The sequence below is a fragment of the Patescibacteria group bacterium genome, from assembly GCA_041650895.1.
Taxonomy (GTDB): Bacteria; Patescibacteriota; Patescibacteriia; order 2-01-FULL-39-33; family 2-01-FULL-39-33; genus CAISTG01.
The window spans coordinates 713,773-728,753 of sequence record JBAZKF010000001.1; the positions used below are offsets into that span (position 1 = coordinate 713,773).

The 14,981-nt window shown below is 43.6% G+C and carries 17 protein-coding genes; 12 read left to right on the top strand and 5 right to left on the bottom strand.

Going from position 1 to position 14,981, the window contains the following annotated elements:
* Positions 1 to 126: 126 nt before the first annotated feature.
* Complete coding sequence (locus WC473_03605) at positions 127 to 450, bottom strand: hypothetical protein (GenBank protein MFA5124874.1); 324 nt, start codon at positions 448 to 450, stop codon at positions 127 to 129.
* Between the two features lie 316 nt (positions 451 to 766).
* Here WC473_03605 and WC473_03610 point away from each other — a divergent pair, with 316 nt between their 5' ends.
* The gene (locus tag WC473_03610; protein MFA5124875.1) at positions 767 to 1,528 is read left to right on the top strand and encodes a hypothetical protein; all 762 of its coding nucleotides are present in this window, start codon (positions 767 to 769) and stop codon (positions 1,526 to 1,528) included.
* A gap of 24 nt (positions 1,529 to 1,552) precedes the next feature.
* Positions 1,553 to 1,819, top strand: a complete 267-nt coding sequence (locus tag WC473_03615) for a DUF3850 domain-containing protein (GenBank protein MFA5124876.1) — start codon at positions 1,553 to 1,555, stop codon at positions 1,817 to 1,819.
* A 49-nt stretch (positions 1,820 to 1,868) separates the two neighbouring features.
* Here WC473_03615 and WC473_03620 read toward each other — a convergent pair whose 3' ends face one another.
* The 3 genes from WC473_03620 to WC473_03630 are packed head-to-tail and all read right to left on the bottom strand — an operon-like array spanning position 1,869 to position 5,496.
* Complete coding sequence (locus WC473_03620) at positions 1,869 to 4,952, bottom strand: hypothetical protein (GenBank protein MFA5124877.1); 3,084 nt, start codon at positions 4,950 to 4,952, stop codon at positions 1,869 to 1,871.
* 3 nt (positions 4,953 to 4,955) lie between these two features.
* Positions 4,956 to 5,165, bottom strand: a complete 210-nt coding sequence (locus WC473_03625) for a hypothetical protein (GenBank protein ID MFA5124878.1) — start codon at positions 5,163 to 5,165, stop codon at positions 4,956 to 4,958.
* Between the two features lie 7 nt (positions 5,166 to 5,172).
* On the bottom strand, positions 5,173 to 5,496 hold the full coding sequence (locus tag WC473_03630) for a DUF5663 domain-containing protein (GenBank protein ID MFA5124879.1): 324 nt from the start codon (positions 5,494 to 5,496) through the stop codon (positions 5,173 to 5,175).
* 264 nt (positions 5,497 to 5,760) lie between these two features.
* On the opposite strand from WC473_03630, the gene WC473_03635 reads away from it, so the two are divergent.
* The 7 genes from WC473_03635 (at position 5,761) to WC473_03665 (ending at position 10,299) form a co-directional block, all read left to right on the top strand.
* Entirely contained in the window at positions 5,761 to 6,459 is a 699-nt protein-coding gene (locus tag WC473_03635) for a hypothetical protein (GenBank protein MFA5124880.1), read from the top strand.
* Between the two features lie 115 nt (positions 6,460 to 6,574).
* Positions 6,575 to 7,993, top strand: a complete 1,419-nt coding sequence (locus WC473_03640) for a hypothetical protein (protein MFA5124881.1) — start codon at positions 6,575 to 6,577, stop codon at positions 7,991 to 7,993.
* 36 nt (positions 7,994 to 8,029) lie between these two features.
* Positions 8,030 to 8,452 carry a hypothetical protein gene (locus WC473_03645; GenBank protein ID MFA5124882.1) on the top strand — a complete coding sequence of 141 codons (423 nt, stop codon included), beginning with the start codon at positions 8,030 to 8,032 and terminating at the stop codon, positions 8,450 to 8,452.
* Between the two features lie 10 nt (positions 8,453 to 8,462).
* Entirely contained in the window at positions 8,463 to 8,804 is a 342-nt protein-coding gene (locus WC473_03650) for a hypothetical protein (protein ID MFA5124883.1), read from the top strand.
* A 140-nt stretch (positions 8,805 to 8,944) separates the two neighbouring features.
* On the top strand, positions 8,945 to 9,343 hold the full coding sequence (locus tag WC473_03655; protein MFA5124884.1) for a hypothetical protein: 399 nt from the start codon (positions 8,945 to 8,947) through the stop codon (positions 9,341 to 9,343).
* A gap of 73 nt (positions 9,344 to 9,416) precedes the next feature.
* Complete coding sequence (locus tag WC473_03660; protein MFA5124885.1) at positions 9,417 to 9,875, top strand: hypothetical protein; 459 nt, start codon at positions 9,417 to 9,419, stop codon at positions 9,873 to 9,875.
* Positions 9,876 to 9,921: 46 nt separating this feature from the next.
* Positions 9,922 to 10,299 (top strand): pilin, encoded by a 378-nt coding sequence (locus WC473_03665; protein ID MFA5124886.1) that lies wholly within the window; start codon positions 9,922 to 9,924, stop codon positions 10,297 to 10,299.
* Positions 10,300 to 10,389: 90 nt separating this feature from the next.
* Here WC473_03665 and WC473_03670 read toward each other — a convergent pair whose 3' ends face one another.
* A complete protein-coding gene (locus WC473_03670; GenBank protein ID MFA5124887.1) occupies positions 10,390 to 11,442 on the bottom strand; it encodes an SIS domain-containing protein in 1,053 nt (350 codons plus the stop codon).
* A 116-nt stretch (positions 11,443 to 11,558) separates the two neighbouring features.
* On the opposite strand from WC473_03670, the gene WC473_03675 reads away from it, so the two are divergent.
* The 3 genes from WC473_03675 to rny all read left to right on the top strand — a co-directional run bounded on the left by WC473_03675 (position 11,559) and on the right by rny (position 14,978).
* On the top strand, positions 11,559 to 12,509 hold the full coding sequence (locus WC473_03675; GenBank protein ID MFA5124888.1) for a DHH family phosphoesterase: 951 nt from the start codon (positions 11,559 to 11,561) through the stop codon (positions 12,507 to 12,509).
* Between the two features lie 49 nt (positions 12,510 to 12,558).
* Complete coding sequence (locus WC473_03680) at positions 12,559 to 13,137, top strand: ATP-dependent Clp protease proteolytic subunit (GenBank protein ID MFA5124889.1); 579 nt, start codon at positions 12,559 to 12,561, stop codon at positions 13,135 to 13,137.
* Positions 13,138 to 13,451: 314 nt separating this feature from the next.
* Positions 13,452 to 14,978 (top strand): ribonuclease Y, encoded by a 1,527-nt coding sequence (rny, locus tag WC473_03685; protein MFA5124890.1) that lies wholly within the window; start codon positions 13,452 to 13,454, stop codon positions 14,976 to 14,978.
* Positions 14,979 to 14,981 lie beyond the last annotated feature (3 nt).

Here is a 14,981-nt window from a genome sequence, read left to right on the forward strand (position 1 = left end):
TCCAAAATCACTCCATAAGTCCCGCTAAACAATACTAATATGAGGTACTTATTTTATGAGTATCAAATCTGGTAACAAAAAATGCCGAAAACTTCTTGTTTCCGGCATTGTTGTGCTTTTAGCGCGTTAATTAATAACTTCCTGCGGTCTTTGTTCATTGTCCAGCTTAATAGCCAGCGCCAGGAGCATCAGCGCATTTTTTACCCTGGGACTGCTTCCTCCGCCGAGAGGAGATCGATAACGCAATGACGGACCGTGATGTTTATCGGTTTTGATCCAAGCGTCTCCATCTTTAGTAAACTGCACCATTAAACGGCCGGTAAACGTTCCATCATGATCATCATGAATTCTTTCAAATACCCGATTTGCTTCTAACTCGGGAATCCAAAAGGGATTATTTAGAACGCGATGCGCATCTTTGATTAAACGTTCAACTGATGGCTCTGTCATTTGTCGGTCTCCTTTGTTTTCAGTTGGTTGTATTACCGGACACTATCTATAGTAGTTATGATAATCTATCATGGAGTAATTCGTTTGTCAATCAGTGTATCTTTTTCGGGATGCAATAATAATTAGCTCTTAAAAATTTTCTGTTTTTCATTTGCACAAATTTCTGTATTTTGTTATAACTATACTTAGCAGATCTTTTATCGCGTTTGAAATGGCAAGTCGATTATTTTAGGCGCTTAAGAGATTATTAATCATTAACTTTGTTTTATGCTTAGCTCGCGCTTAGCGTCGGGCAAGCGGAAAGAAGAATAAAACTATGAAAAATAAAATTTTAACGATTGTCACCATAGTGGCAACTCTCACTTTTGCCGGTCAGGCCTATGCCGCTAATCAGGGCAGTAATAACGGATCCGATAGTCAGACTCAGCAACAAACTCAAACCACTAACCAAGGGGAGGACAGTCAGATCCAGGTACAGAATAACGAGCAGGCTCAAAGCGGAAACACCACAGGAATAAACGCTGAAGAACCGGTACAGCAACGGACACAGCAACAATTACGGGATGAAAGCGAAGCGGGAGGGCAAATCCAAAACCAGAATCAGATTCAAGCTGGTGGACAGGAGGCGGTACAAAGCCAAAGTGGCATGGATTCTGTAATTACGCAACAAAGAAGAAGCCAGGTCGCCAATGCCGTGCAGGAATTATTGCAAGTGTCCGAGAGAAACGGCGGTATCGGTGAGCAAGTGAGAGTGATTGCCCAGTCGCAGAATCAGAATCGGGAAAATCTGGAAGCCAGCTTGGAGAAAGTCCAAAACAGAAGCGGTTTAGCCAAATTTTTTGTCGGTCCCGATTATGGCGAGATAAATAAAGCGCAAAAATTTCTGGAGCAAAACCGCGAGCAAATTCAGCAATTAAACCAAATTAAAGATCAGTTTGTGAATCAAGGCGATCAGCAGATGCTGATCCAGCAAATACAGATATTAGAGCAGGCCGACTTGGAAATTGGCAATTATTTGGGAACGGCGCAGAAAGGCTTCAGTTTATTGGGCTGGATGTTTAGATTGTTCGCCAGATAATTCATTATTTTTTGTGATTATCATATGGCGACAATACATAAGAAAATTTGGCCCCAATATTTTTCTGCCGTGACTTCAGGCAAGAAAAAGTATGAATTGCGCCTGAATGACTTTGAAGTGCGCGAAGGCGATATTCTGGTATTAGAGGAGTGGGATCCATTGACAGAAAAGTATACCGGCAGGTCTATAGAAAAGACGGTGACTTATGTCGGCAAATTCAATTTAGATAAGCTTTTTTGGCCTAAGGAGGAAATAGAAGACAAGGGATTATTAGTGATTTCTTTGGAGTAATAAAATAAAAAGCCGCCTTGCTTGATGAGGCGGCTTTTATAATAGATCGCTATTTGCCGGCAATCTTATCTTTAAGTTTGTCTAATAATGACTCAAAAGTCCGGACAAGAATCTGATTGGGGTCATTCTCTCCTGGTTTGGCGGCAAAGACTTCACCAAGGAGTTGCCCGCGGAAATTAACCGTGGCCCTAAAGGAGTTTTTTGACGGATCATAAAGCCAATCAATCAGCGGCGCTTGTCCTTTGGTTAATCCTAAGTTAATCGGCGTTGGTGTCTTAAAAGTAACATCGCCGGTGAAAGCGCTGACATGGGTTTGCGACACTTCAAAATCCGGCATATTAAATTCTTTTTTGTAATAACCATTTAAGCCATTGGTTTGAAAAACCCTTTCCAGTGATCCGCCTACTCCTTGGCTACGACCCAAAGCCGAGCCATGCAACACTTCCAGCCAATCAGCTATGTTTTTCTGGTTACGAAAAATATCATTAGTGTTGATGAGCCCGATTAGTTTGGCATTCCCGGCCACTTCCGGGTGGTCTAAAAATTCCAGCAGTTTTTCCGCCGATTGATCATGGCTGGAAACCAGTTCTATTAAGCCGACTGACGGTTTGAATTCCGGATGATGGTAAAAGTAATCGGTTAATACCGCGAGTTTTTCTTGGTCAGTTTGACCAGTCGTCTCCATGGCGGCAGTCTGAAGGATCTCAGCCGATCCCGGGTACTTGGCATCAATGTTGCTTAATATTTTTTCTGTTGCTGTTACAGAAATGGGTGATTCGGCAGTGACGGCCGGAGCAGTAACTTCGGCGGCTGCGGTCCCCGGCTTATTTTCCAGGTATTCAAATTCTTTGGCAATCATGGCGCCGTGCTCTCCGACCGGTTTGCTATCTATGAATTCGTGGACGTGATTTTTATTATCTAAAAGATATTGAGCGTGGCCAATGCCGCCGCCCGCAACGCGGATTTCCGCCCCGGTTTTCGGATCGACATAATGTTCGTCAATGGCGATTTGATGCGCTCGCATGCCAGCCCAATGATGCAGGGCGTTTTTGTTTTCCAGGTCTCCAGCATAGCCGAGTTCTTTGGCGTTAGCTTCCAATTGTCGATGCAGGGCGTGTTCGATACCCTCGCCTTTGCCAATAGTCGCCAGGCCTAGTTGTTCTTTGGGTGGGATAAACTCGGTATGCTCAAGCTTGGCAATGGCCGCCGGAGCAGTTCCCGTTTCAACTGAGGCAACTTCGGTGCTACTAGTTGACGGAGCTGGTTCATTCTGCCACCAAGAGCCGATTTTATGGGCCGCGGCGCCGGCCGCTTCTCCCAGGGCTATTCCGGCTAAGGCTCCAGCGATAACTCCCGCCGTTTTAACGGCGTTTCGTTTGTATTTTTTGCTGTCAAGATTTGTTTTTTCTGATTCTAACTCTTTGAATTTTTCAAAAATATCATTAGCCTCTGCCTCCTGATCAATAATATATTTTTCAGTGTTAATTTTTTCTCCCCAACCTTTTTTCCCGCTAAGGTATTCGGCTCCGACTGCTCCCAGTTTGGCGCCGGCGAGTCCGCTGACAACTCTTCTGCCCCAAGCGCCGGCTCCGCCATAACGCAGAGCTTGGCCGATCCCAAACAAGGCCGCGCTGGTGACAGTCTTTTCTCCGGCACTGCTTCCGCCGGCTAGAAAGAGTTTGTCTACCCCTTTGACCGCCTTGTTGGCCCAAGGGTGCTTATCCAGCCAATCAGCGTTGGTTCTGTTTAGTAGGTTATAATGTTGTTCTAAGGCCTCCAATCCCCGGGTATCAAAAGCCACCTCTACGGTAGAAACATTTTCCAATATGTCGGGGTTGACAGTCAAACAGTCAGCTAATGAACCCTCTCGGTTCTGGCCTAACTGCAATTGCTTGGCTATAGCCAAATCAGCAAAGAATCCTTTTAAGTAATCTTTTTGCGCTGATTCGTTTTCAGTCAGTTCTTGCCTGATTTCTTGCAATTTCTCCTCCTCTTCTTTTCTGGTTTTTTTGCCGACGAGGTGAATGTCCGCCAATCTAATGGCGCCAATAGCCAAAGGAGAGAAAAAAGATGCCAGGCCGCCGGTAGCAATTGAAATGCCAATGCCACCACCGATATACAGAGCGCTTTTAGCCAGGGCCTTACCCGCTTCTTTCTTAAAGCTTTTACTTCCAGCTATTTTTTTCTGCGCTTCCTGACGCAACTTGTTTTCTTGTTGTTGGAAGATTTGCCTTACTGCTTTCTCATCCAAGCCGGATGCCTCGGCATAATTTTTGACTATTTTTTCCAGCAAAACCGTATTTTCTTTTTTCTGGGGGTTAGATAGTATTTCTATCAATTGGTTTCCCGGTATCTTCCCCAGTTCTGATTTTCTGATTGTCTTAATGGAAGCAAAGCCGGCTTCGTATTTAGCCCGTAATTTTTCATCAGGACTCAAGGTCGCAATAGTATTATTGCCTCTTCTTCCGGCAACTAATCTTTGGGAATTGAGTTCGTTGAATATTTCAACAAGGTTCTTGCTGACGACAGCCGGTGGTGGCGTTTCCAAAGTGCTTAAAATATATGATAATTCTTCCGGACTTAGTGGTGATGATTCAGGCTCCTCCGGTTCAAGAGGTGCTTCTGCCGGGATGGTTTTTTTTGTTGTCGTTTCCGGTGTCGGCAATGCCGGGGTGGTCTTTTGAATTGGTGCGTCTTCGGTAATAGGCGGTAAGGCACTGACCTCGTCGGGCGATTCAAGTATAGCAGAAAGCGCATCAGGCACCTCGGGCAAGGCCGAGGTTACCGGTGCTTCGCTAGTGCTTGCTTCTTCATCTTCTCCCCCCAGCCAACTTTTCAATAAGGCATTAGTTGCTCTAGCCGTAGCCGAAAAAGTTTCTGCTTGTTTAACCGCCGCCTCTTTGGATTCAGCGGTATCGCCGGCAGCGGCAGCTTCCATTTCGATGGCATGTTCTATCTCTGCCAGAAGTCTTTCAGCAGTGTTTAAATCATTATTCGTCGCTTGTTCTTCGGATACGGCATCAAGTTCGGCAAGTAGTCTGGCTAACTCCGGGTTTTCATTCAAAGACAAGCCAAACTTTTGTTCGGCTCCGCCGTCTTTTGGCAATGTTTTTTCATCTTTTTTTCTTGTCATAAATTATCTGCCTAATCCTTTTAAGATCGCTTTGATTTTTTCTTCATCCAGTTTTTTTTGTTGAGCTTCTATCATTTTACGGCCTTCATTTTTTATTTTTTTTAATTGCAACATTGTTTCTCGATATAATTTATCCAGTTTTTTTAATTCTCGCGCCAGGTCGCCCTTTGTGGCTATTTTTTTAGTGACGATTTTTTGAACTTTTTTGGCCATAATATAGTTATGCCGGCTCGTTTTTTTGAGTTAAAGCAACAAAATCATTGGCGAAAGCAATTAAGCCATCCTTGACTTTTTGGTCAAAGTCAGGAATTTGATCGGCTAGTTCTTGGATTTTGGCATTGTCCAGTGTTTTATTATCAATCATAGCTTGGAACTCTTGTTGTTTGGCCTCGTCAAGGTTTTGCAAAAGAATCAGTCCTAATTGTTGGTTGAGTAGCTCTTCCAACTTAGTCATGTATTGCGCCTTAAATTCTTGGGACATTTGGTCTAGACCGGCTTCAGCCATCAGTTTTTCCAAAAATGATTTGATAAATTCTTTATCCATAAATTTTGATTAATTTTCTAATATTAATTATACCATATTTTGGCTAATTCAAGAAATTACTTATAAAACACTGATTATTATATATTATTTTATCTAATTTTAGATAAAATGTGTGATCAGCCGGCTAGTGGAGTTGATAAAGGTATTGACAAAATATTATAAGTATGATATAATGGAATGATTCGGCAACGTGAGCCGGAAGCACCTACTAACTTTTGAATTACTGGTTACAAATCGGCAATCACCAAAGAGGAGGAAGAAGCCATGTCTGGTGGTCAATTGAGTGGAAGCGTTCAGGATCAGCAACAAGATCAACAATCCGGCGGTAGCCAGGATAAGCCCGCGTTAGCCGTCCCCCGGTTTATTTTTTACGGGCTCTTACTTTGCCTGGGCATGATGTTGTTTTTTGCGTTTGTAGTCGGCGGCGTGAAAAAGGACGTGTCTTCGTTGACGACACGTGTGATCGCCTTGGCGGCTAATCAGTCTGTGACGGATGAAGCTCAGTCCGTGACGAATGAAGCGTTGGCATTCGGCGTGGCCAAGGCTAAGTCCCGGCTGGACAAACGCGTCCAGACCGAGAACGAGCAGCTCCTGGTTAAATGGCGGACAATTAGAGATCGGGGCGGCGATGATTCCGAACTCGGACAGAAATCCGAGAAGGAAATCAAACGACTGCTGACTAACGGCATCTGGGATATTGAGTCGACCATCACCAAGGAGTATGACGAGTTGATGGCGACGTCAATCAGTGATGTTAGCGCCTTGGCTGATACGGCTAACAAGAAAGCCAAAGCCGCGCAAGCCGCCGCTGACAACGCCCAAATAACGGCCAATGTCAGTATCCGGGCGACGGAAATTATTGCCCAACCGACGGCTTGCGCAAAACACTCGGTCAGCAAAGAGCAGAAGAAGAGTTTGCAAGAACTCTTGGCCGAGTACCGGCAAAGTCAAGCCGGAAGTTAAATCAGAAGAACATTTTTTACCCCCGGGTCCATTATGGATTCCGGGGGTGATTTTTTTAAGTTGTTTTTATATTTTTATGTTTTTATGTTATAATATTATGAGTAAGAATAATATTATGACTAATACTAAAATTTATCTTTTTGCTTTGGTGGTGTTGGCGTTAGTGATGGCTACCGCCGGTTTCGGCTGTAAATTACTCAGCTCTGCCGAACAGGAAGCCGTTAAGCCGATCACTTTAAGTTACTGGCGCGTTTGGGATGATTCTGACGCTTTTGATGCAATTATCAAAGATTACCAAGTCCAGCATCCCAATATCACCATTAATTACCGCAAGTTTCGCATGGAAGAGTATGAGAGCTATCTGCTTAACGCCTTGGCCGAGGACCGCGGACCGGATATCTTTTCTATTCCTATTACTTGGCTGCCCAAATATGAGAATAAGATTTCGCCCTTGCCCGCCAAATACCAGATGGGCTACATTATAGAAAAAGGCACGATTCAGAAAGAACAAGTTGTTGAGTTAAGAACCAAAACCTCGCCCACCATCAGGGAAATCAAGTCTTTATTTTTTGATACCGTCAGTAATGATGTGATTATAGACAATAGGATTTACGGCTTGCCGCTCAGCTTGGAATCGCTTATCATGTTCTATAATAAGGATTTATTGAATCAAAACAGCATCGCTCAAGTGCCGACCGATTGGTCAGCGTTTCAGGACGCCGTGGAAAAGATCACCAAAGTCTCCGATACTCAGAAAATTTTGGTGGCGGGCGCGGCTTTAGGTATGGGTTATAATATTAATTATGCTTTTGATATTTTGTCCGTCCTAATGATGCAAGCCGGAGCCACCATGGCCGATGGCAATGGTTATGCCACCTTTTTTAAGAATATCCAGCAAGCGGACGGCAGTGGCGGTTACAAGACAGCCAATCCCGGGCAGACCGGGTTGCAATTCTATACTGATTTCGCCACCGTAGGAAAACGCGTCTATTCTTGGGATGCCTCTCTGCCTAACTCTTTTGATGCTTTTACCCAAGGCAAGTTAGCTTTTTTCTTCGGTTATAATTTTAATATTCCTCAGGTGCGAGCGCAATCGCGAGTTAATTTCGGCGTAGCGCCGATTCCTCAGATTGCCGGCAATCCCAGTAAGAATTACGCTGATTATTGGGTAGAGACTGTGACTAAAGCCTCTGCTCATCATAATGAGTCTTGGGATTTTCTGTTGTTCATTAATGACGCCGGAACTAATAAGAGTTATCCGGAAATAAAAAAGTTTTTGGCTAAGACCTCCAAACCGACTGCTCTCCGCGATCTGCGCGATAGCCAATTGAGCAATGAAGATTTGTATCCTTCGGCTTATCAAGCGCCTTCAGCTTTCAGCTGGTACAAGGGCAAGAATTTCGACGCGGCCAAACAAGCCGTAATAGAAATGATTGAACAGTATCTCAAGATGTCCGATCCCCGACAGGAATTATCTAAGATTATCGGCGTGGCTGTGGAAAAAATCAATCAAACGGTCACCCAGCAGTATTAGCTTTTGTAATTGCTTTATTTTTGTTATAATACGCTTATGTTCAGAAAAGGACTGAAAATATTGGCTGTTCTTTCGGTGTTGCTGGCGTTGAATACTCCGGCAGTTTTGGCCGCCTGTACGGCCAAGCCGACCACTGGCCCGTCTTCCTATTTACTCAAAGATATCAGCGTGGACTGTTTTTGTAACGGCGTTTGCGGTCTTTGCGATTTGCTTCAGGTTGGAATTACCGGCACCAATATGATTTTGTCTCTCTCCGGCATTGTCGCTTTATTGTTGTTTATTTATGGTGGTACTTGGTTTTGGCTGTTGTCTTTCGGTGATCAGAATAAGATTAAAAAAGGCAAAAGCTTGATGATTAATACGGTTATCGCTTTGGCAATAATTATGGCTGCCTTTACCATAGTTAATTTCTTGTTTACTTCTTTAGTCGGTAGTTCTTTTGGAACCACTTGCGGTTAATAGTAATTTTATGAAAAACTTTTTTAAGACAACACTGTTACTTTTGTTTCTGGCTGCCGCGCCGTTTTCAGTTTACGCCGTTCAATTGGTTGATCCGTTGAATCTGCCGCCAGGCGAGCCGATTCCCGCCTTGGCCGCTCGGTTGATTAATGCGCTTTTAGGCTTAGTCGGCATTGCCGCTCTCTTATCCTTTATTTACGGTGGCATATTATGGATGACTGCCGGTATTAGTGCCGATAACGTCAAGAAAGGTAAAACCGTCATGATTTGGGCGGTCGCTGGACTACTGGTAATTTTTTCTTCTTACGCCGTTGTTACTTATATTTTCAGTATCTTGGTTCCTACCAGTTAAGGAGTAAAGGAATTCAATATAAATAGTGCTCTAAAATAATAATTTAAATTTTGCTTTTGTCGGGTAAAGTATTGCGATGTCGCAGCTGCGATCACAATCAAAAATTTGACGATTGCAAGCACGGAAGGGAGGTGACAAGAATGAAAAAAACTTTAAAGAAATTATTGGCCTCCATATTGGTTGTTGTGGCCATGTCCATGTTCGCTTTGCCGGTGTTGGTCAGCGCGCAAGAGGACGTCCAAAGCATTGACTTGGATCTTATAGCCAGTACGGCCGGAATTGAACAGGGAAACCTCAACAGCATTATTGGCGGTATCCTGAATGTGGCCATGGGATTTTTGGGTGTTATTGCGGTTTTGATCATCCTTTATGGTGGTTTTATCTGGATGACTGCCGGTGGCGAACAAGATAAGGTGGACAAAGCCAAGAAAATGATTTATGCCGGTATTATCGGTTTGGTCATTATTTTTGCCGCTTACGCCATTGCCATGTTTGTCATGAGTAATCTGCGATCAATTGTCGGTAATACTGGAGTTTAGTCAAAATTATTTTCTCCCCTTAGGGGGAGATTAGGAGATGATAAAATATTTTGTGATCTGCTAATTTCTTCTTATGAAAAAGACTCTTAAAATTTCAATTCTTACATTATTCATCTTTACTATTTTTGCCGTTTCTCCGGTTATGGCGCAGGTCCAGGAGGGCTTGACTAATCTGGGCAGTGTCGGCCAGGATACCGGACTTAAAGTAATCGGTGGAGGGAGCTTGCCGACGATTGTCGGCGGAGTGGTGCAGGCGGTTTTGGGTATTTTGGGCACTTTGTTGGTTTTACTTTTGATTTACGCCGGCTTTATCTGGATGACGGCGCAAGGCAATGAGAAAAAGGTGGATGAAGCCAAGAAAATGATTTATAATGCCGTTATCGGTCTGGCTATTGTCGCCGGTGCTTGGGCGATCACTTCTTTCGTTTTGGATCAGTTGCAACGGGCCGGATCAGGCAGTCAAGCAATTACTTCGCAACAAGTCAAGGGTTCGCCGACCAATCCAGATGATATTACTTACGATTGGGGTTAGAGCCGCAGCTTAAAAAGTTAGTATTAAAATAATTAAAATAAAAATTATGAAAAAAATGATTAAAAAAATCGGCCAACAGGGCATAGCTCTGGCTTTGTCCGCAATGGCTTTGTCCGTGCCGCTAATCGTCCGCGCCGTTGAATTCAGGACATTCCTTGGTGAGACTGGATTAGAAAGTCAATTCGGCAGTGGTGATTTGATGCCAATGATTGGGACAGCAATCAGTATTATCTTGGGTGTTTTGGGAGTGATTCTGGTTTTGATTGTTATTTATGCCGGCTTCTGGTGGATGACGGCTCAAGGTGATGAAAAGAAAGTAGAGAAGGCCAAGAAAATGATCTATAATGCTATTATCGGGTTGGTTATTATTTTTGCCGCTTACGCCATAACTAATTTTGTTTTGGATCAGTTGGAAAGCATATAAAAGAAAATTTCAATTAATAAAACCGATTCGGCTAACCGAGTCGGTTTTATTTTTGTTTATGGGTTGCCGGCCATCGTCGGTTAGCCAAAGTTATCTTTCCAATTCTTTTTTGAAAAAGTCCACCCATGGTATTTGCGCCGGGTTGACGTCGTTTAACATGGCCAGGTAAAAACTGAGCCAACTGCCCCGAGCCAGGGTTTCCAGAGCCGATAGCCATTTGTCGTTAGCCGTTGATTCCAGAGTTAGATGTTTTATTCCCAGTTTATCCAAGACTTTTTTCGTGACTATTATTCTTTTACTGATTCGGAGACTGTAAGTGGCGGAAGATAAGAATAAGACGGTGGTGTTTTTGGCGACTGGTTTGGGTAACGCCAGCGCTTCTAAGAAATGATGGTTGAGTTCGGGAATGGCATACGGGTGAGCCAACTGTTTGGCGCTTTCATTGAATTGATTGGCCAGGATATGCGCATTAGGAGCTAAATGCTCGGCGCCGAAAATTAAAATTTGCTTGCCGGACAGTTGCCGGGCTAAAGTTTTTGCCGGATTGTTTCTGGCGGGGATAACTGGCATCAGGGTCTGGCCGAGTTTTGCCAGAAATACTGCGGCAGAATCAATATCTGCCTCAATGGTGGTAAAATTTTTCAGGACTGTCAGAGATGCGCCTAACTGTGAGCCGATATCATAGCGCGGTTGGCGCGAAGGATTAAATTCGGGATTTAGATTGAAAAGAGGCAAGCGGTTTCTTTTGGCTAAGGCCGATAATTCTCCGCCGGAAGAAATAACCACAATTTTGGATTTGATTTTGACTGCTGTTTTCAGACAGAAGATCATTTCTTCGGTATTGCCGGAGTAACTGTCTATTATAACTAAAGTGTCTTTGTCTACGAAAGCCGGCAAATTATAGTTGCGGACCAGGGTGAAAGGCAATTGAAAAGGAAAAATTGCCCGTAACATTTCCGAAGCTAAGTTGGATCCGCCCATACCGCAGAATACAATGGCTTTAGCTTTTAAGTGACTGGCCGGTAACTTGAATTTCCCCCCTGCTTGCCAACTTAGAGCCAGTTGTTTCGGTAGATTGGCGATAGACTCGGCAACTTGGTTTTTGTCCCGCGATCTGATAGCTTTTAAATTATCCAAATTCATATGATTTATAATTTATAATTTTTATTATCTGTCAAGCATTATGAATTATATGCCATTAATTATACCATATTTGACAAGAATCGCTAATTCCGTTAAGATAAGCAATTGACTTTACTATGTTAGACGGAGCATTTAAACAAATTGATCGCTTAATTCTGCAGGCTGACAGAATACTTCTGGTTGGTCATCAGCGCCCCGACCAAGATACTCTGGGGTCGGTTTTAAGTTTAGCCTTGTATTTAGAGTCCCTAGGCAAGGACTATGTTTTGTATACGCCCGATCCGGTGCCGGGTTCCTTGAACTACCTGCCTAAGATAGATGAAATAATTAATGACCGGGATGTTCTTAAGCGGCCTTGGGATTTGATTGTATTTTTGGATTGCGCTAATTTGGCTATGGCCAAAATGACTGCTGATGACTTGGCGGGAGTAACAACGGCTTCATTCGATCATCATGCTTCCAATCCCGGTTATGCTTCAATTAATGCTATTGATGCTTCAGCCAGTTCCGCTTGCGAGATAGTTTACAAGTTTTTCAAAACTATCGGCTTATGCTTAGATCGGCGTATCGCCACTTGCTTACTATCCGGCATTATTAGTGATACCTCCGGTTTTGCTAATTCCGCCACTAACTCCGAGGCCGTAATTATCGCTTCAGAGCTTATTAAATATGGCGTTAAAATCAATCAATTATTCGCTTTCGCCATACAAAACAAAACCATCGGCGGTTTGCGGTTGTGGGGGGAAGCTTTGTCGCGGTTAATGATCAATCAGGAGTTGGGCGTAGCTTTCACTTATATTAAAGACGATGATTTGCGCCGGTACCGGATTCAGGAAGAAGAAGTGGAAGGACTGTCCAATTTCTTAAATGTTATCACTGATGTTTCCGCTACTGTTGTTTTTCGATTGTCCTCCAGAGAAGTCAAAGCTAGTTGGCGCACCAAGCGCGATGATGTGGATTTGGCCTCCTTTTGCCGTTTGTTCGGCGGCGGCGGACACAAGAAAGCCGCCGGTTTTACGGTTCCTTGGCAGGTGGTGGAAAAAAATGGGAAGTTAATTGTTTTGTAACAAAAATTATAGTAAGATAAGGTTGTTGTCTATTAATTATTCCTATCATATGTATCTAATTCCTACTGTAATAGAAAAAAGTTCCTTGGGTGAACGGGCTTACGATATTTATTCACGCTTACTTAAAGATCGGATTATTTTTTTGGGCGCGCCTATTGATGATGCCCTGGCTAATACCATTATTGCCCAATTATTATTTTTGGACAATCAGGATGACAAGTCGGATATTAAAGTTTATATTAATTCTCCGGGCGGTTCGGTTTCGGCCGGCTTGGCGATCTATGATACTATGCAGCATATCAAAGCTGACGTTTCCACTATTTGCGTCGGCACCGCCGCCTCCATGTCTGCGATAATCTTGGCCGGTGGTGCCAAGGACAAACGCTTGGCTCTGCCTAATTCAGAAATCATGATTCATCAAGTGATGGGCGGGGCTGAAGGGCAAGCGACCGATATTAAGATTCGCGCCGAACATATCCTGAAAGTCAAGAATAAGCTGGATAAGATTCTGACCGATCATACCAACCGTACTTTGTTGCAGATTGAAAAAGACACGGATCGCGACTATTATATGTCGCCGGATGAAGCCTTGGAGTATGGCTTGATTGACAAGGTGATAAGACAATAATTACCGAAAAGCTTAGGAAAAACAGCCGGATTGACCCGCAACTGTTTTTGTGATAGAATAGTATTAGATAATTAATAAGAATTAAGTGTTCGGGTGGAATCTTGTTGGCTTGGAGAAAGACGAATTTTATCTAATTTTGCTAATACTTTTGTGAAAATCTCGTATTTTAAACGGGCGAAAAAAATGAAATAGGATGATTATTAGGCGGGCTTATCCGTCTTTTTCCCATTTGTCCGTTATTTACGATTAACTCGTCTTTTGCCTAATTTAAGTGAAGTCAGCAGGTTTCTCCCTACCATTATAGAAGGAGAAATATGGAAATCATTATTTCAGGTATCATCGCTTTTTTGACATTACTTGTCGGTTTTGGCGGTGGCTACCTTATGCGCAAGAACTGGGCGCAAAAAAGAAAAGACAGTTTGGAATCAAAAATTGAAAAAATGCTGATTGAGGCCAAAGCCAAGCAGAAAGAGCTTGTCTTGGCCGCTCAGGAAAAATCTTTAAAAATTATTGATGAAGCGAAGGTTGAAGCTAAACAGGTGAAGGTGGAAATGGACAGTGCTAAATCCAGGTTGGAGAAGCGCGAAACCATGTTTGATCAGAAAATTCTGGATTTGGAAAATCAGAAAGCCGGTTTAGCCGACAAGGCCGACAAGATCAATAAGACTAAGGAAGAAATTCAGAAAATCAGAGAAGACCAGTTGGCCAAATTGGAAAAGATTGCCGGCTTAACCAAAGCCGAAGCGGAAAAGGTGCTTTTGGAGAATGCTGAACGCATGATTGCCGATAATTTGGTTAATCGCATTAAAAAATTGGAAAATGAAGCCAGTGATGAATTGGAAAGGAAGGCTAAAGGGCTATTGGCTACCGTGATCGAGCGTTGCGCTTCCAGTCATGCCGCAGAAACGACTTCTTCGGTTGTGGATATACCTAACGATGAGATGAAGGGACGCATTATCGGTCGCGAAGGCAGGAATATTAAGACTATTGAGCAATTGACCGGCGTAGAAATCATTATTGATGATACGCCACAGGCGATTACTTTGTCGTCTTTTTCTCCGATTCGCCGCCAAGTTGCTAAGAAAGCGATTGAGAAATTGATTTTTGACGGTCGTATCCACCCGGCCCGCATTGAAGAAACCATTAAAGAGGCCAAGCAAGATTTGGCTATTGACATTAAGAAGGCCGGCGAAGCCACGGTTTATGAGTTGGGTATTACTGGTCTGGATCCGAAGTTAGTGCAAATTCTGGGTCGCTTAAAATATCGCACCTCTTACGGTCAAAATATTTTGAACCATTCAGCAGAGGTGGCCAATCTATCAGCGTTATTGGCTGAGGAGTTGGGCGCTAATGTGGCTGTGGCCAAGAAGGCCGGGTTACTGCATGATATCGGCAAGGCCGTAGATCATGAAGTCCAAGGCACACATCCGGAAATTGGTCGGGACATCTGTAAGAAGTTTGGTATTACCGAGGATATTATCGCTCCCGTGTTCGAACATCACAATGATAAGCCATCTACTTTCGAAGGTATTATTGTCAAGGTTGCCGACGCTATTTCCGGCGCACGATTGGGTGCTCGTAAAGACAGTTATGAGAATTATCTCCAGCGCTTGGACGAACTGGAAAAGATCGCTCTTGGTTTCCCCGGCATTGACAAGGCCTATGCTATTCAGGCCGGCCGTGAAGTGCGCGTGTTTGTTACACCGGACGAGATTGACGATCTAGGCGCAGTTAAAATGGCCAAGGATATTGCCGAGAAGATTGAAGCCGAATTAAAGTATCCCGGAGAAATTAAGGTCAATGTCATTCGCGAAAAACGTGTGACCGAATACGCCAGATAAAGT